The organism is Nakamurella alba, assembly GCF_009707545.1.
GTDB classification, from domain to species: domain Bacteria; phylum Actinomycetota; class Actinomycetes; order Mycobacteriales; family Nakamurellaceae; genus Nakamurella; species Nakamurella alba.
The window spans coordinates 1721458-1740843 of record NZ_WLYK01000001.1 but is presented as its reverse complement, the minus strand read 5'-3'; the positions used below and the strand labels follow the sequence as shown (position 1 = coordinate 1740843).

Here is a 19386-nt window from a genome sequence, read left to right as displayed (position 1 = left end):
CCTCCGTCGTGCTGCCCCCATCACGGTGTAACGGTCGCTAGCATGTCCCGGAACAACGCCGCCGGACAGCGGATCGACGGACGACGGAACCGCGCAGGAACTGGAGCAACAGCCATGGGAGGGATCGTGCAGGACAACGACGGGACCGCGGGCGACGCCGCAGGGTGGCGGGATTCCATCACCACCCCGCTGAGTCCCATCCTGACCGCGGCGCTCGAGGCGTTCAACGAGAACGGTTACCACGGAACGTCTGTCCGCGACATCGCCGGGCGCGTCGGGGTGACCGTGCCCGTCCTGTACTACTACCACGACAACAAGGAAGGGATCCTGACGGCGCTGCTGGACGCCGGGATCTCGCACGTGAACCTGCTGGCGGCACAGGCTCTCGAGGACGCGGGTACCGATCCGGATGCCCGGTTCCTCACCCTGGTCGAGTGTCTCGTGCTCTACATGAGCACCACCGGCCGGCTGGCGCACCTCGATGCGGAGGTGCGCAGCCTCGGGCCGGAGAACCGCACCGTGTACGCCGCCAAGCGCAAGCAGGTGGAGGACATGCTCCGGGTCGCGATCGAGGACGGCGTGCAGGCAAGGCTTTTCGACGTGGTGTCGCCGAAACAGACGGCACGGGCGCTGCTCGGCATGATCCAGTCGGTCGCCACCTGGTACCGCCCGGAGGGGCGGATCAGCCCGGACCGGATCGCCGCCGACTACGTCGAGATCGCCGCGCACACGGTCGGCGCCTCCACCGGTGTCATCGAGCAGGCGCGGGCCCGGATCCGTGAGCTGGAGGCCACGCCCGACACGCGCACCGCGCCGGCGGCCGCCGCGGCCACACCGGACGCCGGTGTGCCGGCGGAGCCGGAGGAGTCGGTGGTCACCCCGCTCCCCCCGTCGCCCCGCCGGCGGGCCCGGGCGGCGACCGTCACAGGCCGATCGAGCGCCCGACGATCTCCTGCATGATCTCGGAGGTCCCGCCGTAGATGCGCTGGACCCTCGCATCCCGCCAGCGGCGGGCGATGTCGTACTCGTTCATGTAGCCGTACCCGCCGTGCAGCTGCAGGCACCGGTCCAGCACCCGCCACTGCAGCTCGGTCGCCCAGTACTTGGCGCCCGCCGCCTCGGCGTCCGGCAACGCCTTCCGGCTCTGCCGCTCGATGCAGTCGTCGACGTAGACCCGCCCGATCCGGACCTCGGTCACCATGTCGGCCATCGAGAACCGGTTCGCCTGGAAGGTGCCCACCGGCGCGCCGAATGCGGTCCGCGTGGACACGTACTCGAGCGTGTCCTGCAGCGCCTGCTCCGCATCGGCGATCGCGGACACCGCCATCGCCAGTCGCTCCTGCGCGAGATTGCCCATCAGCAAAGGCAATCCGCGGCCTGCCTCGCCCAGCACATCGGCGTCCGGGACGAGCACGTCGTCGAAGAACAGCTCCGCGGTGTCCTGCGCCTGCCGGCCGACCTTGTCCAGTTTGCGGCCGCGCCGGAACCCGGGGGTGGTGGCGTCCACCACGAACAGTCCGATCCCGTTGATCTCCGGATCGACGACCTTCGCCGCGACGATGATCAGGTCCGCCTGGATCCCGCTGGTGATGAAGGTCTTGGACCCGTTGACCAGCCAGCCGCCGTCGGTCCGGGTGGCGGTGCTGCGGATCCCACGGAGGTCCGATCCGGTGCCGGGTTCGGTCATCGCGATCGCCGGCACGGTGCTGCCGTCGACGATCCCGGGCAGCCAGCGCTCCTGCTGCTCCGGCGAGGCCAGGTCCCAGAAGTACGGGCCGACGATGTCGTTGGTCAGTTGGAACGCATCGGTGGCGGCGCCCAGGTAGGCGACCTCCTCGTCGATGACGGCGTTGAACCGGAAGTCGTCGATACCCAGGCCGCCGAACCGCTCCGGGGCGGTGAACGCCACGAATCCGTCGGCCGCAGCCTTCTTCCAGAAGTCGCGGTCGATGATGCCGTCGGCCAGCCACCGCTCCCGGTGCGGCAGCGCCTCGCGCTGCAGGAAGCTGCGGAAGGCCGCCCGGAACTGCTCGTGCTCGGGGCCGTAGATGGTGCGCGGGCTGCGCAGCGCGGCGATCTCCCGACTCACCGCGACACCGTGCCCTTCGGCCGGGCGAGCGGTGTGAACGACAGTTCCATGACGTTTCTCCTCGGGGCGTGGCAACGGTGCCGGGTGTCCGGCTCATGTTAACTAGCAATCGCTAGGAACCGGAAGCAGCCTCGCGGTGCAACCGGTCACCGGTGGTGTTCCGTCCCCTCACCCAGCGGGCGGCGACGGATGCCGGCCGGTACCGAGGAGGCAGACATGAGCCGTACCGCAAGGATCCGCACCGTCGTCGTGGCGTCCGGGATCGCCACCGCACTGCTGACCGCCGCCGGGTGTTCGACCGGCACCGCCGCCGCCGGCGCCCCGGCAGGGGCGACGGCCACCGTCACGTCGTCGGGCACCGCGCCCGGTGGCGGCAGCACCGCCGACCGTCGGGTGATCACCGCGACCGGGGTCGGCATCGTCACCGGCACGCCGGACACCTTCACCCTGCAACTCGGTGTCGCGACCAGTGGCGCCACGGCCAAGGGTGCGATGGAGTCGAACGCGGAGAAGGCGACCGCGCTGATCGCCCAGCTCAAGGCCGGCGGTGTGCTGCCCGAGGATCTGCAGACCAGCCAGTTGTCGGTGCAGCCGGTGTACGACAAGGAGGGCCGGACGGTCACCGGGTACCGGGTGAGCAACATGGTCACCGCCACCGTGCACGACATCACGGCCGCCGGCGACCTCATCGACGCCGCGCAGTCCGCCGCGGGCGACGCCATCCGGGTCGACGGCATCTCCTTCTCGATCGACGACGACAGCGAGCTCAAGGCGGCCGCCCGGGCCGATGCCGTCCGGCAGGCGCAGGCCCAGGCCCAGCAGATGGCCGAGGCAGCCGGCGTCCCGCTGGGCGCCGTCGCCTCCATCACCGAGGCCCCGCGCACGGTCTCCCCCTACCCCATGGGCTACGCAGCGTCGGCCTCCGACTCCGCCATGTCCATGCCCGTCGAGGCCGGCAGCCAGGAACTCAGCGTCACCGTCCAGGTGGTGTATTTGATCGGGTGAGGGTGGGTGGTTTCCCCAGCCGCCATGTCCGGTCGGAGGCCGGGATCGTGCAGTGTCGTTCGGGTTCGACCGGGTTCGGGGTCGTGGTACGGGCCGCGGTTCGTTCCGGGTCCGTATGGCTACATGGGTTGTCGGTATTCGGCCCGGCGCGGTCGAGCATCGCTCGCAATGTCGGGTCGTCGGTCCCGGGATCGTGCGGTCGAGCATCGCAGCCGTCGCGAGGAACGGGCAGAGGCGAGAAGCACAGGACGCGGGATCCCCTCTGGGGACCAGCGACACGCGAGCGCCAGCTCGCCATGTTCAGCGCAGAACGCGGGATCCCTGACAAGACGAGCGACCCGCCGAGCGCCAGCTCGCCAAGTCACAGCTCAGTGTCTTGCGAGGGCGATGAGGTCGCGGATGCCGGAGTCGGGGAGGTAGGCCTTGGTGATGGCGATGCCGATGCGGGGCAGGTCGGCCTCGTCGCGGTAGACCATGTACATCGGCGAGAGCCGGGGCTGGAACTTGCTCTTGAAGGAGTGCAGGGAGCGGAACCCGTAGACCGGCTCGAGCTGCTCCCCCAGGGTGTCGAGGAACTTCTCGACCGCGGTCTCCTGGCGGTCGCCGCCGGCGGACCGGGCCAGCGGTGCGCCGGAGAGCGAGAGGAACTGGGCACCGTCGGCCTTGAACCACAAGCAGGACGAGGCGATCAGGAACTCCATGGTCGACCGGAAGCCACCGTCCTTGCGGCGCATCAGGTCCAGGGTCCACCCGGCGACCTTCCCGTCGCCGGCGTACACCGGCATCCAGGAGGTCACCCCGTGCACGGTGCCGTCCTCGCCGATGGCCAGCCCGACCTTGACCAGTGGGTCGAGGGCCTCGGTCATCCCGCCGAGGGTGAAGCCCATCTCCGGCAGTTCCTTGTCGCCGAGCCATTCCTCGGAGAGCTTCTCGACCTGGTTCACCAGCGTCCAGGACTGCTCGGCGAGGGTGAGCATGCTGAAGGTGATGCCCTCCTTCGGCGCCTTGTTCAGCGCGGTCCGGATGTCCTGCCACTTCTTGCCCTTGAACTCGAGCTGCGGCAGGTCGATCAGGTTGTCCTCGGCCACCTGCGCGCTCTGCCAGCCGAGCGCGTCGGTGATCTCGGCGGTCCGGGCAGTGCAGGAGAAGATGTACGGCACCAGCGCGGCGCGGTCGCACAGCCCGACGAAGGCCTGGATGGTGGCGGCGGTGGATTCCGGCGGGCCGACCGGATCCCCGAGCGCCACCGCGACCCCGGCATGCCGGCGGAAGGCGAGGTAGCTCTGGCCGTCCTCGGTGATCATGTGCCGGTTCTCCGGCCAGGTGGTCATCCAGGAGATGGTGTCGCCGCCCCAGCGCTGCAGCAGGTCCCTGGCCACCCCGGGGTGCGAGGTGCTGATGGCCAGCCGGCGTTTGCTGCGCCGCGGCACCTGGAACGCGCGTCGGCCGAGCAGCAGCAGCAGGAAGAAGGCCGCGGAGAGCACGGCATTCGCGGCGAACTGCGGGATCGCGTCGATCTGTGTCTCGGCGCCGGGGATGAACGCCAGCACGATGACCAGCAGGACCACGAGCACACTGAGCACCAGCGGGATCGACACCTGGATGAGCGCGACCCACCAGGCCAGCCGGTAGCCGCGGCGCAGTCCGTTGGCGATGAGCAGGGCGACGACCAGGTTGATCGCGAGGTACCACCAGGTCTCGGGGTCGTCATCGGTCGGCCCGAAGGGCGTCAGCCGGTCGGGCAGCAGTTCGCCGACCAACTGGGAGGCGGCGGTGAACAGCACACCGATCGCGGCCAGCATCCGCAGCTCGTGCCGCGTGGGCAGGGCCCGGGCCCGGATCCCCCGCGGACCGGCCAGCCGGGTGGAGAACGGCAGGCTCAGCGCGACGGCCACCAGGTGCTCGGCGTCGGCCATCTGGCCGACGAACATGATGGAGAAGATCACGTAGACCCAGATGGCCAGCCGCAGCCGCAGCCGCCACGGCGGGCGGACCGCCGCCGACGCGACGCCGAGGACGGCGAGCATGCCCGCGGAGAACCCCACGTCGGTCTCGGTCGCGCGCTGGGCGACCCATTCCCAGTCGGCGTTGCGGAAGATCAGGAAGAACAGTGCGACCAGCAGCACCGCGGCGAACTGGTAGACGACGGTCAGCACGATGGTGCGCTTGGTGCCGAGCTTCCATTCGGCGAACCCGGTGAGGAGGGCGAAGGCACCCGCGACGAAGAGGTAGTAGACGGGGTAGAGAGCGAAGAAGTTGCCGAGGACCAGGGTGTACCAGCGGCCGTCCTCGAAGGCCGGCAGCCCGTAGGCGACGACGTCGTACCAGGACTTGTCCTCCACCGGCGACCACAGGGTGCCCAGTACCACGGAGAGCACGACGGTGATGACGACATAGGTGGCGGTGAAGGGGATCCGCCGGGCCAGAGTGAGGATCGGCGGCAGGGTGCGCGGTGCGGTCGGCACCGGGGCGGACGCGGCAGCCGGGACCGTGGCCGCAGCGGCCGTCGACGCAGCAGTCTTCGTCGCAGCAGTCTTCGTCGCAGGGGCCGTGGAGGGGGCGGTGGACTTCGGCGACGCCACTTGGTCCGGTGCCGTCCCCGGTGCCGCCGTCTGCCCCTCGCCCCGTCCGCCGGCCGGGTCGTCCACTTCCGTCACGGGTTCCCCTGCTTGTTCGTGTGAGTCGTCCGCAGTGCTGGTGCCTGCCGACCACCTGCATCGACCGGCCGCGGGCGCGCACACGGCGCACCGCTGCCGATCAGTCCGCAGTCTAGGAGAGCCCTGTGCCCGCGCGCCGTTCGGGCGCAGGCCGGGCGCGGCGGGTGGGTGAAACCCGGATCGGTGGGACGGCAGACGGTCTCCCGGCGACCTGCGTCCGAGAGGGTGGTGGCGAGCGGCCGCATCGGCGGAAGTGTCTCCGCACCAGCGGGTTCCGGTCCACCGGGGCACTGATACATGCCGAACGGAGGAACCCCGGAACGGAGTGGTGGGAACAGGGCATCCGAGGGACGACCACGGGAACTGTCAACCGGATATTTCACCCATATGGGCCGAGCGGGTGATTTCTCGGCCGGACCTCCGGCATTGCCCGTCCGTGTTCCACCCTGTGAACGCGTCTTTACCCGGGCCTCACCTTCGACGGCGCCGCCCGGGCAGTTCCCGACAGGTCCTCCCGACAGTGTTGTCCAGCGTTCCTCCAGAGTTGTCCCGACAGTGTTGTCCCGAAAGGAGTACGAAGTTGCGCTGTACCCGTGCACTCTCCGTCGCCGCCCTCCCCGTCGTGCTGGCCGCCTCGGTGCTCGCCGCCGGCCCGGCCGGCGCCGCCCCGGCACCCGCTGCCCCGTCGCCGATCTCGTCGTTCTCGGCGAAGACGATGGCCGGCGGGCTGTTCTCCCCGCTGAGCTTCGCCGTCGCCCCGAACGGCGACGCCTACGTCTCGCAGAACTTCATCGGTGTGCTCACCAAGGTGTCGGCCAAGGGCGGGCAGAAGGTGGTGGCCGGTGCCCCGATGGGCGACGAGATCGGTGCCGTGTCGTTCCGGAACAACACGGTCTACTACTACCAGGGCTCCCAGCCGGCCGGCACGGCGCTGCTGATGCGCATGCCGGTGGGTGGGACACCCACCCCGCTGGGTGATCTCGGTGCGCACGAGGCCACCGCGAACCCGGACCAGGGCACCACCTACGGGTTCGTCGGCCTGAACCAGGACTGCCTGGACCAGGTCGATCCGTCCGGCCCGGCGGGACCGCCGGTGTACCAGGGCATCGTCGACAGCCACCCGTACGCCTCGGTGGCGACCGCCGCGGGCGTGTACGTCGCCGATGCCGGCGGCAACGACATCGTGAAGGTGGCCTACGACGGGACGGTGACCACGGTGGCCGTGCTGCCGCCGGCCGCACCGATCACGATCACCGCGGACCTCGCCGCCGGCGCGGGCTTCCCGGACTGCACGGTCGGCGCGCAGTACCGGTTCGAGGGTGTGCCCACCGATGTCGAGGTCGGACCCGGCGGCTGGCTCTACGTCACCTCACTGCCGGGCGGCCCGGAGGACCCGAGCCTGGGCGCCCGTGGCACCGTCGTCCGGGTCAACCCGGCCACCGGTGCGGTACAGACAGTGGCCACCGGGCTGGTCGGGCCGACCGGATTGGCCGTGGACGCGGCAACCGGCGTGATGCTGGTGGCAGAGCTCTTCGGCGGACCCACCGGGCGCGGCCAGGTCTCGGCGCTGCTGCCGTCGTCGGGCAGCACCCCGGCCACGCCGGTCGGTGCGCTCCCGGTCAGTTCGCCGGCGGCGGTCGAGATCGCCGGCGGTGCGGTCTACGTCAGCAAGGACGCGTTCGTCTCCGATGCGACCGGGGCGCCGCAGAAGATCGGGAAGCTGGTCAGGGTCAGCGTGTCCGGCGCGGCCGCGGCCTTCCGCCCGGCGGCCTGACCGGACGGCTCGTCAGGACGCGGTGGCGAGATCCAACGGTCGGGGTTGGAACCCTGGGAACACGGTGCCCAGGGTTCCGACCCCGAGCCGCTTCTGGATCAGTTCGCCGAGCACGTCGAAGGCCTGGTTCCGGACCGGCACGTCGCCGTCCTGCAGGGTGCCGGCCGAGAGCGGTTGCCAGGCACCCGCGACCGCGGACCGGCGCAGTCCCCCGCCGAGCAGGAACATCAGCGACCCGGTGCCGTGGTCCGTGCCGTTGGAGGCGTTCATCTGCACCCGGCGGCCGAACTCGGTCATCACCGCGACGGTCACCCGCTTCCGCCGGGTGGGCCCCAGATCCTTGAGGAAGGCGGCCAGCGCCGTCGAGGCGGCGGTGACCAGTCCGTCGAGATCGCCCGCCTCGTTGGTGTGGGTGTCCCACCCGCCGACGTCGACGGTGGCCACCTGCAGCCCGACCTCGGACTTCAGCATGGTCGCGAGATCGGCCAGGGCACCGGAGAAGTCGCCCGACGGGTACACCGCGCCATTGGCCGGGGTGCTGTTCTTGCGGGCCTGCTCCGCAGTCCCGAGCGCCTTCATGGTGACCGGGACGTCCTGCCCGAGGACCGAGACGTCGCCGCGGTAGAGCGTGGAGATCGCCTTCATGCTGGCGTCCCGGACGCCGTCCCACCCGGGGAACGAGAAGTTCGCCAGCGAGCTCATGCTCAGCTTCTGCTCGTTGCCCGACATCGAGGCCGGCGAGGCGTAGCCGCGGGAGACCGCGCGGAACGTGGTACCCGGCCCGAGTGCGGTCAGTGTGCGGTCCAGCCAGCCGCTGGGCGCCGAACTGCCGCCGCGCTCCAGCTGCTGCTGCGCCTGGAAGTGGCTGCGGGTCACCCCGGCCGCCGACACAGCGGGGACGAAGGTCATCTCTCCGCTGTTCCAGAACGGCATCAACGACGAGAAGCCCTTGTTGAGGGCCCATCCCGGGGCGCCGGCCAGGGTGAGCAGGTCGCTGTTCTGCTGCACCAGCGGGCCGCGGACGGTGCGCAGGTAGTCGCCGCCGAGTGCGCTGCCGGCCGGGACCAGCATCCGCAGGCCGTCGGCGCCGCCGCGCAGGAACACCACGATCAGCGTGTTGCCGTTGGAGGCGCCGGTGGCGGCGAAGCTCACCTTCGTGGTCACCAGCTGGGTGCCCAGGGCGGCGACGCCGGCCATGCCGATGCCCTTGATCATCCGTCGCCGGGTCCACTTGCCGGACCACTGCTGCTCCTGGCACACCAGGTCGGCGCTCACCTGGTCGGCGTGGGCCTGCAGTTGCCGTGCGAGGGCAGGGTTCTCGGGCGTGTTCATCGGTTCTCCGGCTGACGGGGGTGGGGTGCAGGCAGGTGGCGTGCTCGGTGGACCTGGCGGAACGGCCGCATCAAGGTCATCGACGACCATGCCGTGGGCCGTCGAGGATCAGCGGCACCAGGTGGTCGAGATACCAGCGCAGCATGGAGTTGTCGAGCAGGGTGGAGGCGGGCTCGCCGAGGAACTCCTGCAGCGCCGCCTGCTGCGTCGCGGAGGTCTCGTTCCCCAGCAGTCGGACGTTGAGCACCCGGATGGCCTCGCCGCTGGTGCGCGGCCGGGTCGCCGGGTAGAGCGCGGTGGTCGGTGGCACGACGAACGCCTCTTTCCACCAGTTCTGCGCGAGACCGCGGTGGTACTGCCACATCGACAGCAGGTTCGAGGAGGAACGCCAGGCCCCGGCCACGTCCGGGTACCCGTTGGGCGGTGCCCACTCCAGCGGCACATTGCCCATCGTGCGGGTCATCCACCACAGGGTGTCCAGGGTCTTGACCGGGTCGGACCCCATCCGCCCGTCGAGGATGCGCAGGGTGGCGTAGAGGTTCTCGGCCGGCCGGCGCACCTTCTTGTAGGCAGAGGCCCAGAACTCCGCGGAGGTGAAGATCGCCCGCACCGTCGGCAGGATCGCGGTGCCGTTGGCGGTGTAGGCGGCCGCCACGCTGTCGATCAACGCCTGCGACGGGGTGTCGGAGACGAACCGGATGCACAGCTTGCGGGCCAGGTTCTTCGCCGTCGACGGGTGCTTGGCGAGGTACCGCAGGTAGGAGTCGCCCACCGCCTGGCCGTCGGCGGCGTTGGTGTTCGGGTGGGTCCAGCCCAGGATGGTGACCCGGCCGGTCCAGTGCCGTTCCGGCTTGTAGACGTAGGTCATGTAGGTGGCCTTGGACTGGTCGCGCTCCAGGGTGCGGCCGGTGAGCACCTTCGACGACGCCTTGACCATCGCCTCGTTGTAGCCGGCACCGATCCCGACGGTGTGCAGCTCCAGCAGCTCGCGGCCGTAGTTCTCGTTGATCATCGACTTCGTCGAGTCGGCGAGGTTGAGGTACGAGAGCATCGCCGGGTTCCGGGCGGAGGCCAGCAACATGTCGGTGAAGGTGCCGAACGCGTGCTTGCGGATCACGTCGCGGTCCATGGTGTGCCGGACCCAGGTCTGGTCGTCGGCGTGGTTGGCGACATTGAGGTGGTTGGCGAAGAAGTCGACGACGGTCTCGTAGAGCTGCGAGTTGCTGAACGCCTGCAGTCCGAGGGTCACCCGGGTCACCTGGTTCATCAGGTCCCAGCCGTACTCGTTGCCGTTGGACTTCTGCCAGGCCCGGACCTGCGCCGGGGTCTTGTTCAGCAGGGTGCCGGTCGCGGCGACGCGGGGGGAGGCGCTGTACCCGGGATAGAGCTTCCCCCGGCTGACCTGGTCGTTCCACCACGCCTCGGCGCCGTACTTCGTGACGTAGTTCAGGGTGGCCGTCGTCGCCCCGTAGGAGAAGCGGGACAGCAGGTGGAAGGCCTGGCTGCGGGTGGGCCGGGACGGGACCGCGCCGGCGGCGACGAGCGGTGTGGGCGCCGCGGTGGCGGCGGCCGGTGCTCCCGCGGTGAGCGTTGGTGCGGACATGACGATCGACCCTCCCGACGGACCACGTCGGGCACTCGGGCCAACAGCGAAGCGTGGTCAACAGCTACGAAGAGTAGTCGTTCGACTGCTGTGAGCGCCAGATCCCGGCCGTGCGAATCGGTGCGGCGACCGCACCACCGATGCCGAGACGGCCACGGGTGAACATGACGGACAGCGACGGTCTGTCACTCTGCGGGGGTGTTCTGCCGTTCCTCGAGCTCGGCCCGGACGGCGCCCACGAGTGCCGGTGCGTCGTCCGCCCAGAACCGCACCGCCGTGACGGTCGTCGGTCCCTTCGGCAGGTCGAGCACCACAGGATGCCGGAGCTGCAGGTCGACGGAGGTCTGGCCGGCCAGCACGATGTGCACCGTCTCCCCCTCGACCTGGACGGTGCCGCGGCCGGTCTTCAGCCGGGTCACCGGCCGGATGGACTCGATCGAGTCCCACGGCACCACCACGTCGAGTGACATCCCGTGCCGGACGGCCACTCCGGCCGGCAGCACCTGGTGCGGATGTACGTACATGCTCGCCAGCAGCCCGATCATCCAGAGCAGTCCCCAGACGCCGAGCACGTCGATGACGATCCGGACCGTGGGCCACGGCACCAGGAAGTGGAAGGCGGGGATCTCGATGGCGGAGACGAGGATGAAGGTCCAGATCAGCGGCGCGACCTGGCGGACGTACCCGAAGCTGCCCGGACCGCCGTAGCTGTGGCGGCGGAAGACCCAGCGGAACAGCGAACTCCACATCCGGGACTCGTAGGTGCCGGCCGACCTCAGTGCGGTCCCGACACTCATCACGCACTCCCCCGCACAGTCGGTGCGGTGGCCACAGCCACCCGGAGGCGGTCCACCGCGGCGGCGAGAACATCGGCCACCACTGCGATCTCAGAGTCCGGTCGATCGGCGAACAGCACACCCGCGAGCTCCTGCTGTCCGGCCTCCAGACCGTCCACCAGTTGCTCCCCCGCATCGGTCAGCGCGACCACGACCGCCCGGCGGTCCGTCGGGTGCGCATTCCTGCTGACCAGCCCGGCCTGCTGCAGCCCGTCCACCAGGCCGGTGACGTTGCGCGGGGAGGTCCGCAGTGCCTCGGCCAGCACCCGCTGGTGCGCCGGGCCGGTGGCCCGGAGTTGCCACAACACATGGGATCTCGCCGGGGTGAGGCCGAGAGCGGCCAGACCGTGCTGCATGTCCTCGCCGAGTTCGACGACCAGGGCGAGGACGGCGTCCAGCGCGGCCTGCCGGGGATCGGGTGCACTCATCCGTGATGTCCCTTCATAGTGAAGTGACTTCACGATAGCACCCGATCCCCGGCGGTGCGCAGGTCAGACCTCGGCGAGCGCCTCCACCGGGGTGGCCCGGGCCGCCCGCCGGGCGGGCAGCACCGCGGACACCGCGCCGGCGACCAGGGCTGCAGCCACCACCACCAGCAGGCCGATGACCGGGACCGCGAAGGCCGGCTCCTCGCCGGACTGCCGGAACGCCGTCGCCGCGGCGGCCCCGCCGAACCCGAGTCCGACGACGACCCCGACGACGGCGGCCACCAGTGCCAGCAGCACCGCCTCGACGACCACCGTGAGTCGCAGCCGCAGGCGCGACAGGCCCAGCGCCCGCAACAGCGCGGATTCCCGGGTGCGTTCGAGCACGGACAGCCCGACGGTGTTGCCGATACCGACGATCGCGATCAGCACCGCCACCGCGACAAGGGCGATGGCCACCCGGATGACCAGTCCGATGGTCTCCTCGGTCGCGGCACGCTCCACGCCCGCGCCGGACACGTCGATGCCGTCCCGGGAGACGACCAGCTTGTTGACCGCGGCGACCACGTCCTGCGCCGCGGCGTCCGGCGCGAAAGCGGCCCACACCGCGCGGGTCCCGGCCTGCGGGTCGATCGACAGCAGGTCGGGGGCGAACACCACCACCGAGCTGTCGTCGGTGACCGGCCGGTCGGCCAGGGTCAGCGTCACCTCTCTGCCACCGACGGCCAGTACCACCGGATCCCCCGACGTCAGGCCGAGCATCCGCACCATCCAGGCCGGTGCCGCGAGTTGTCCGGCCTGCAGGTCACCGCCGTTGCGCACCGAGTGGTACTGCTCCAAAGTGGGCGCGAACACCGGGGTGGGGATCGGGGCGCTGTCGGGATCACCGGTGGCACCAGCGGCAGGAGTGCTGTCGGCCCGGCGGAGTTCCGCGTCGGCCCCCAGCACCGCGACCGCGGTGCGGATCCCGGCGACCTGCTGCACCGCCGGGAGAATGTCACCCGGCAGCGGTCCTGCCGCCTCCCGGCTGTCGATCACCTGCAGGTCGAGCTGGTAGCGCAGAGCCACTGCCCGGTCGGCGCCGGCCTGCGCGGAGGTCGCGGCGACCAGCAGGGTGGTCACGGTGCCGACGCCGATCGCCAGCGCCGTGCAGGCGGCCGCCGCGCGGGCGGGGTTGCGGACGGCGTTCGCCAGGGCCAGCCGGCCGGGCACACCGGCCAGCCGGGCGAGCGGCGACGTCCGGCGCAACAGACCGGGCAGCACGACGCGCAGCAGCAGCACGATGCCCACCGCACACACCACCCCACCGCCGGCAGCGATCAACAGGTCCCCGACGACGACGCCGAGACCGAGCACCGCACCGCCGACCAGGAAGCCGCCGGTGCCGAGCAGGACGCGTCCGAGCGAGACCCTCCGCCCGGCACCGTCGATCTCGGCCGGCCGCAGGGCCGCCAGCGGAGCGACCCGGGTGGCCCGGACCAACGGCGCCCAGGCGGCGAGCAGGCAGCCGATCACCCCGACGACCCCGCAGAGCACGAGACCCAGTACCGGATAGCGCATGTCGGTGGCGCCAATACCGGTGAGCGCGCACACGAGCCGACCGAGGCCGGCCCCGCCGGCCACCCCGATCGCGGCACCGAGCACCGCGACGACGCCGAACTCGACGAGGAAACCGCGGGCCAGCTGACCGCGGTCGGCACCCACGCACCGCAGCAAGGCGATCTGCCGGCGGCGGGCCGCGAGCAGGATGGTGAAGGTGCTGGTGACGACCATGGCGGCGACGAACGCGGCGAGCACCACGAAGGCCCCGAGCACCGCCGCCACCACGTCGGTGTCGTTGCCGAGCCGTTGCACGGCCTCCTCCCGGATGTCCGCGGCGGTCTGCACCTCGGCGCCCGGGAAAGCAGCGCTGAGCCGATCGGCCACGGTGGTCGCGTCGACGCCGTCGGCGACCGCCACGTCCAGGGCGACGTATCCGGCGCTGCCCGGGTCGTCGTTGATCGCCCGGACCGTCGCCGGCACGGCGAAGGCGACATCACCGGCACCGGCCAGCGGGGAGATCCCGGTGTCCACGGTGCCGACCACGGTCATCTGCCGGGCGACGTCCCCACCGCCGACGGTCAGCACGCTGCCGACCGCGATCCCGTTGCGGCGGGCGGTGTCCGCCCCGACGACCAGGTCGTCGGCGCCGGTCGGCCAGACCCCGGAGGCGAGGCCGTACCAGCGGGCGGCCTCGGGCGCCAGGCCGGTCATCCTGAACCAGCCGCGACTCTCCGGGCCGCGGAAGTCGGGGTAGGCGCGGTCCACCGGGAAGGCGAGCGCGACGCCCGGGACGGCGGCCACCGCGGCCGCCTCGATCGGCGCGCTGCCGGGCTGCACGACGAGGTCCACCGCGGCGACCTCGGCCGCCGCGGCGCGACCGAGTGCCGCGGAGAAGCTGCCGGAGAAGACCACGGTGGCGGCGGCGAAGCCGACGCCGAGCACGATGGCCAGAGCGGCCGCGACGACACGTGCGCCGTGGGCCCGCAGTTCGGCGCGGGCCAGCCGGACGGGAACGCTCATGGTCAGGCCCCCAGGGTGCGCAGGGCCGCGAGGACCTCATCCGGTGTCGGAGACTGCAGTTCGCCGGCGATCCGGCCGTCGGCCAGCAGCAGCACCCGGTCTGCGTACCCGGCGGCCATCGGGTCGTGGGTCACCATCACCACCGTCTGCCCCGCCTCCCGCACGCACAGCCGCAGGTAGGCGAGCAGGGCGGCCCCGGTGCGGGAGTCCAGGGCACCGGTCGGTTCGTCGGCGAACACCACGTCCGGCAGGGTGATCAGCGCCCGGGCGATCGCCACCCGCTGCTGCTGGCCGCCGGACAGCTCGGCGGGACGGTGGGACAGCCGGTCCTGGAGGCCGAGGGAACCGACCAGTGCGGTGAACCGCGCCCCGTCGACCGCGGTGCCGGCCAGGTCCAGCGGCAGCAGGATGTTCTCCTGCGCGGTGAGCGTCGGCAGCAGGTTGAAGGACTGGAAGACGAAACCGATGCGCTCGCGCCGGATCCGGGTCAGCTCGTTGTCCCGGAGCGTGGTCAGGTCGGTGCCGCCGATCGCCACCCGACCGGCGGTCGGCCGGTCCAGACCGGCCATGCAGTGCATCAGGGTGGACTTGCCGGAGCCGGAGGCGCCCATCACCGCGGTGAACGACCCCGCAGCGATCCGCACCGAGATCCCGTCCACCGCGCGTACCTCGCCCTCGCCGGTACCGTGCACCTTGACGAGGTCGACGGCCTCGGCGGCGACGCCCGGTGACGGAGCGGCCGTCCCTGCCGCCCCGGTGGTCGCCGGCGTGCCGGTTGTTCCTGTGGTGCCGATCATCTCGGGTCCTCCCTGTCAGTGCGGACTGCGCACGGGCCGGTGCGGCCCGGGGAGAACACTGCCCGCGAGGAGGGTGTCGGCGCCTCCGACCACGGCACCCGGTTGCCGGCCACCGATCGGGACCGGGACTAGTACCACGGGAGGAGTCGGACCCGGGCCCGGCGCCCTCAGGGCAGGTCGGCGATGTCGACGAGGCCGGCACGGAAGGCGAACAGCACCAGGGCAACCCGGTCCCGGGCTCCGGTCTTGGCCAGCAGGTTGCCGATGTGCGTCTTCACCGTGGACTCGGCCATGTACAGCCGCGCCGCGACGCCGTGGTTGGTCTCCCCCAGCGCGACCAGCACCAGCACCTCGCGTTCCCGTGCGGTCAGCTCGTCCAGCCGTGACAGGTCCGCGGGGCCGGGCTGCACGGTCCGGTCCGGCGCGGCCGCCGGCGTGCCGGGGGCCGGGCGGTGGCCCAGATGGTCCAGCAGCCGGCGGGTCACCGACGGTGCCAGGACGGCGTCACCGGCGGCCACCGCACGGATGGCCCCGAGCAGTTCGTCCGGCCGGGCGTCCTTGAGCAGGAACCCGGACGCACCGGCCGCCAGCGCGGCGTAGACGTACTCGTCCAGGTCGAAGGTGGTCAGCACGATGACCTTCGGCGCGCCCGGGCGGGCGGTGATCAGCCCGGTCCCGGTGACCCCGTCCGTGCCCGGCATCCGGATGTCCATCAGGACCACGTCGGCCGGCACGGTGGCGGCCAGGCCGGCCGCAGCGGCGCCGTCGCCGGCCTGCCCGACCACCTCCATGTCGGCCTGCGCGGACAGCAGCATCGCGAAGCCGGTGCGGACCAGTTCCTGGTCGTCGACCAGCAGGATCCGGATCATGCCGCGCCCGGGACCGGCAGATCGACCCGCACCGAGAACCCGCCGCCCGGCGCCGGTGTCGCCATCAGCGACCCGCCCTGGGCCGCGACCCGCTCGCGCATGCCGAGCAGCCCGTGGCCGGAACCGGGGACGCCCGCGGCCGGGTCCGCACCCAGACCGGCGGCCGCGCCCCGGCCGTCGTCGTCCACCCGGACGGTGAGCACTGTTGCCGTCCAGTCGAGGGCGACCATCGCGGTGGCCTGCGGGCCGGCATGCTTGAGCACATTGGTGAGGGCCTCCTGCACCACCCGGTAGACGGTGAGCTCCAGACCCGCGGGCAACGGCCGCGGTTCGCCCCGGACGTCCATCGAGACCGTGACCCCCGCGCCGCGGATCTGCTCGAGCAGGTCGGGCAGGTCCACCAGACGCCCGGCCGGGGCGTAGCCGTCGCCGGTGCCACCGGTGCTGTCCGACCGCAGAACCCCGACCAGGGAACGCATCTCGGCCAGTGCCGCGCGGGAGGTCTCGGCGATCGTCCGCAGCACCGGCACCGCCAGCTCCGGCTTCGCGGCGGCAGCCGCCGCGGCACCGTCGGCCTGCACGATCACCACCGACAGCGAGTGGGCCACGATGTCGTGCAGTTCCCGGGCGATCCGGGCGCGTTCCGCGGCCAGCGTCACCTGCTCGCGCTGCCCCTGCTCGGCTGCCACCAGCTCGGCACGCTCGGCTGCGGAACGGATCTGCTCGGCCTGGAACTCGATGCGGTCCCGCCGCCGCTCCCCTACCGCGAAGGCGGCCACCACGCTCACGACGGCGGCTCCCGCGGCGACGAGCAGGAGCGACGGGTCCGAGTCCAGCCCCCACTGCAAGGGTCCGATGACCGCACCGATCAGGCCGGCCACCAACGCACCGATGGCCCAGGACCGGGGGGCCCAGACCGCAGCGGCGTGCACCAGGATCGGCGCCAGCAGGATCGGCAGTGTCGGTTGGGGGAAGACCCCCAGCGAGATCGCCAGGTAGGCGACGCCGAGCACCACCGCCAGCTCGGTGCGGGTGCGGCGGAAGATCATCGGCACGCCGGAGGCCAGCGAGTACACCATCGCCAGGTACGGCCGGCTGCTGTGGTAGCCGAAATACCCCGTCCAGTCGATGTAGCCCAGCGAGACCAGCACCGAGGCCAGGCCGAACACCGCCGCGAAGGCGGTGTCGCCGACCCAGCGGTGCTCCTCCAGCCATCGGTAGAGCTGCGCACGCATGCGCCCCACGCTATCGGCGGGGACGCGCCCCGGCCTCCGACCACGGGTGGAGCGGACCGCGCGACTATCGTGGGTGCCGGTCGGCAACCGCCGGCCGGCACCCGAGGAGTGGACCCTGACCAGCACGACGGCGGACTTCGCCTCGCTCTACCGGCACGGGTTCGCCCGGGTCGCGGCCTGTGCGGTCCCGGTCCGGATCGCCGATCCCACCGCGAACGCGGCGCTGATCCTGGACGCCGTGCGGGAGTGCTCGGCCGACGGGGTCGCGATCGCCCTGTTCCCGGAGCTGTCGATCACCGGCTATGCGATCGACGACCTGCTCGGCCAGGACGCCCTGCTCGACGCGGTGCACACCGCCTTGGACGAGATCGTCGACGCCTCGACCGATCTGCTGCCGGTGATCGTGGTCGGTGCGCCGCTGCGGCACCGCAACCGCCTGTTCAACTGCGCGGTGGTCGTGCACCGCGGCGCAGTGCTCGGCGTGGTGCCGAAGATCCACCTGCCGAACTACCGGGAGTTCTACGAGCGACGCCAGTTCGCCTCCGGCGACGGGATCCGCGGCGAGCAGGTGACGGTCGGCCGGCACACCGCGCCGCTCGGCACCGACCTGCTCTTCGAGGCGGTCGACGTCCCGGGCCTGACGCTCGGGATCGAGATCTGCGAGGACATGTTCGTGCCGGTGCCGCCGTCCAGCGGGCTCGCCCTCGCGGGTGCCACCGTCCTGGCGAACCTCTCCGGCTCTCCGATCACCATCGGCCGATCCGACACCAGGACGGTGCTCTGCCGGACGCAGTCGATCCGCTGCCTGTCCGCCTACCTGTACGCCGCGGCCGGGCAGGGCGAGTCGACCACCGACCTGAGCTGGGACGGCCAGACCACCATCTTCGAGAACGGCACCCTGCTCGCCGAGGGTCCGCGGTTCGCCCGCCGCCCGGTGATCACCGTGGCCGACGTCGATCTCGACCTGATCCGGCAGGAACGGGCGCGCACGGGCACCTTCGAGGACAACCGGCGGACCCTCGGCGCGGTCCCGGACCACCGCCGGATCCCGTTCCGGCTCGAGCCGCCCGCCGGGGACCTGGGCCTGCGCCGGGTGTTGGAGCGTTTCCCGTTCGTCCCGGCCGACCCGGCGCGGCTCGCCCAGGACTGCTACGAGGCCTACAACATCCAGGTCGACGGCCTGGTGCAACGGCTGCGCAGCACCGGCAGCCGGTGTGTGGTGATCGGGGTGTCCGGTGGCCTGGACAGCACCCATGCGCTGATCGTCGCCTGCCGCGCCACCGATCTGCTGGGGTTGCCGCGCACCGCGATCAGGGCGTACACGCTGCCCGGTTTCGCCACCGGCACCCGGTCCAAGGCCCAGGCCTGGTCACTGATGCGGGCGCTCGGCGTGACCGCCGAGGAGATCGACATCCGGCCGGCGGCACGACAACTGCTGACCGACCTGCAGCACCCGTTCGCCTCCGGCGCCGAGGTCTACGACGTCACCTTCGAGAACGTCCAGGCCGGGCTGCGGACCGACTACCTGTTCCGGCTGGCGAACCACCACGGCGGCATCGTGCTGGGCACCGGCGACCTGTCGGAGATCGCGCTCGGCTGGAGCACCTACGGTGTGGGCGACCAGATGTCGCACTACAACGTGAACACCGGGGTACCGAAGACGCTGATCCAGCACCTCATCCGGTGGGTGGCGTCCGGCGAGGACTTCTCCGCCGACGTGTCGGGCACACTCCTGGACATCCTGGGCAGCGAGATCTCCCCGGAGCTGGTGCCGGTCAAGGAGGGCGAGGCGCCGCAGAGCACGGAGAAGGCGATCGGCCCCTACGAACTCCAGGACTTCACGCTGTTCCACGTCCTGCGGTACGGGTTCCGGCCGTCGAAGATCGCCTTCCTGGCCTGGCACGCCTGGCGGGACACCGAGCACGGCCGGTGGCCGGAGGGTTTCCCGCCGGAGCGGCGGCGTTCCTATCCGCTGGGCGAGATCCGTTCCTGGCTGCAGGTCTTCGTGCGGCGCTTCTTCGCCTTCAGCCAGTTCAAGCGATCCGCGTCGCCCAACGGGCCGAAGGTGTCCGCGGGTGGTTCGCTCAGCCCCCGTGGCGATTGGCGGGCGCCGTCCGACGGCAACGCGCAGGTGTGGCTGCGCGACATCGAGCAGAACGTCCCGGAGGCCTGACGGCCCCCGGGACGTCCCAGGGTGGTTCT

Annotated in this window: 14 protein-coding genes; 4 read left to right on the top strand and 10 right to left on the bottom strand. The window is 71.5% G+C overall.

Annotation, left to right across the window (positions count from 1 at the left end; genetic code table 11):
- Window positions 1–114: 114 nt before the first annotated feature.
- Entirely contained in the window at window positions 115–960 is an 846-nt protein-coding gene (locus GIS00_RS07860; RefSeq protein ID WP_154767611.1) for a TetR family transcriptional regulator, read from the top strand.
- Here GIS00_RS07860 and GIS00_RS07855 read toward each other — a convergent pair.
- Entirely contained in the window at window positions 923–2089 is a 1167-nt protein-coding gene (locus GIS00_RS07855) for an acyl-CoA dehydrogenase family protein (protein ID WP_322097677.1), read from the bottom strand. The genes GIS00_RS07860 and GIS00_RS07855 overlap by 38 nt on opposite strands.
- 216 nt (window positions 2090–2305) lie before the next feature.
- On the opposite strand from GIS00_RS07855, the gene GIS00_RS07850 reads away from it, so the two are divergent.
- A complete protein-coding gene (locus GIS00_RS07850) occupies window positions 2306–3094 on the top strand; it encodes an SIMPL domain-containing protein (protein ID WP_154767610.1) in 789 nt (262 codons plus the stop codon).
- Window positions 3095–3462: 368 nt separating this feature from the next.
- On the opposite strand, the gene GIS00_RS28870 is transcribed toward GIS00_RS07850, so the two are convergent.
- Window positions 3463–5751, bottom strand: coding sequence for a bifunctional lysylphosphatidylglycerol flippase/synthetase MprF (locus tag GIS00_RS28870; RefSeq protein ID WP_322097675.1), 2289 nt, complete (start codon window positions 5749–5751; stop codon window positions 3463–3465).
- Between the two features lie 580 nt (window positions 5752–6331).
- Between GIS00_RS28870 and GIS00_RS07840 the strand changes: the two genes are divergently transcribed.
- Window positions 6332–7525, top strand: a complete 1194-nt coding sequence (locus tag GIS00_RS07840; RefSeq protein ID WP_154767609.1) for a ScyD/ScyE family protein — start codon at window positions 6332–6334, stop codon at window positions 7523–7525.
- Between the two features lie 12 nt (window positions 7526–7537).
- Here GIS00_RS07840 and GIS00_RS07835 read toward each other — a convergent pair whose 3' ends face one another.
- The 8 genes from GIS00_RS07835 to GIS00_RS07800 all read right to left on the bottom strand — a co-directional run bounded on the left by GIS00_RS07835 (window position 7538) and on the right by GIS00_RS07800 (window position 17184).
- Window positions 7538–8857: a DUF1501 domain-containing protein gene (locus tag GIS00_RS07835; RefSeq protein ID WP_196073162.1), complete on the bottom strand. Its 1320-nt coding sequence runs from the start codon at window positions 8855–8857 to the stop codon at window positions 7538–7540.
- A gap of 76 nt (window positions 8858–8933) precedes the next feature.
- A complete protein-coding gene (locus GIS00_RS07830; RefSeq protein ID WP_154767607.1) occupies window positions 8934–10460 on the bottom strand; it encodes a DUF1800 domain-containing protein in 1527 nt (508 codons plus the stop codon).
- A gap of 185 nt (window positions 10461–10645) precedes the next feature.
- A complete protein-coding gene (locus tag GIS00_RS07825) occupies window positions 10646–11257 on the bottom strand; it encodes a hypothetical protein (protein ID WP_154767606.1) in 612 nt (203 codons plus the stop codon).
- Complete coding sequence (locus GIS00_RS07820; protein ID WP_154767605.1) at window positions 11257–11724, bottom strand: MarR family winged helix-turn-helix transcriptional regulator; 468 nt, start codon at window positions 11722–11724, stop codon at window positions 11257–11259. The genes GIS00_RS07825 and GIS00_RS07820 overlap by 1 nt, the downstream gene beginning before the upstream one ends.
- Window positions 11725–11787: 63 nt before the next feature.
- A complete protein-coding gene (locus GIS00_RS07815; RefSeq protein ID WP_154767604.1) occupies window positions 11788–14283 on the bottom strand; it encodes an ABC transporter permease in 2496 nt (831 codons plus the stop codon).
- Window positions 14284–14285: 2 nt separating this feature from the next.
- Window positions 14286–15080, bottom strand: a complete 795-nt coding sequence (locus tag GIS00_RS07810) for an ABC transporter ATP-binding protein (protein ID WP_154767603.1) — start codon at window positions 15078–15080, stop codon at window positions 14286–14288.
- Window positions 15081–15247: 167 nt separating this feature from the next.
- Window positions 15248–15949, bottom strand: a complete 702-nt coding sequence (locus GIS00_RS07805) for a response regulator transcription factor (RefSeq protein WP_154767602.1) — start codon at window positions 15947–15949, stop codon at window positions 15248–15250.
- Window positions 15946–17184 (bottom strand): sensor histidine kinase, encoded by a 1239-nt coding sequence (locus GIS00_RS07800; protein WP_154767601.1) that lies wholly within the window; start codon window positions 17182–17184, stop codon window positions 15946–15948. The genes GIS00_RS07805 and GIS00_RS07800 overlap by 4 nt, the downstream gene beginning before the upstream one ends.
- A gap of 115 nt (window positions 17185–17299) precedes the next feature.
- Here GIS00_RS07800 and GIS00_RS07795 point away from each other — a divergent pair, with 115 nt between their 5' ends.
- Window positions 17300–19357 carry an NAD(+) synthase gene (locus GIS00_RS07795; protein WP_230313318.1) on the top strand — a complete coding sequence of 686 codons (2058 nt, stop codon included), beginning with the start codon at window positions 17300–17302 and terminating at the stop codon, window positions 19355–19357.
- The last annotated feature ends 29 nt before the right edge of the window (window positions 19358–19386 follow it).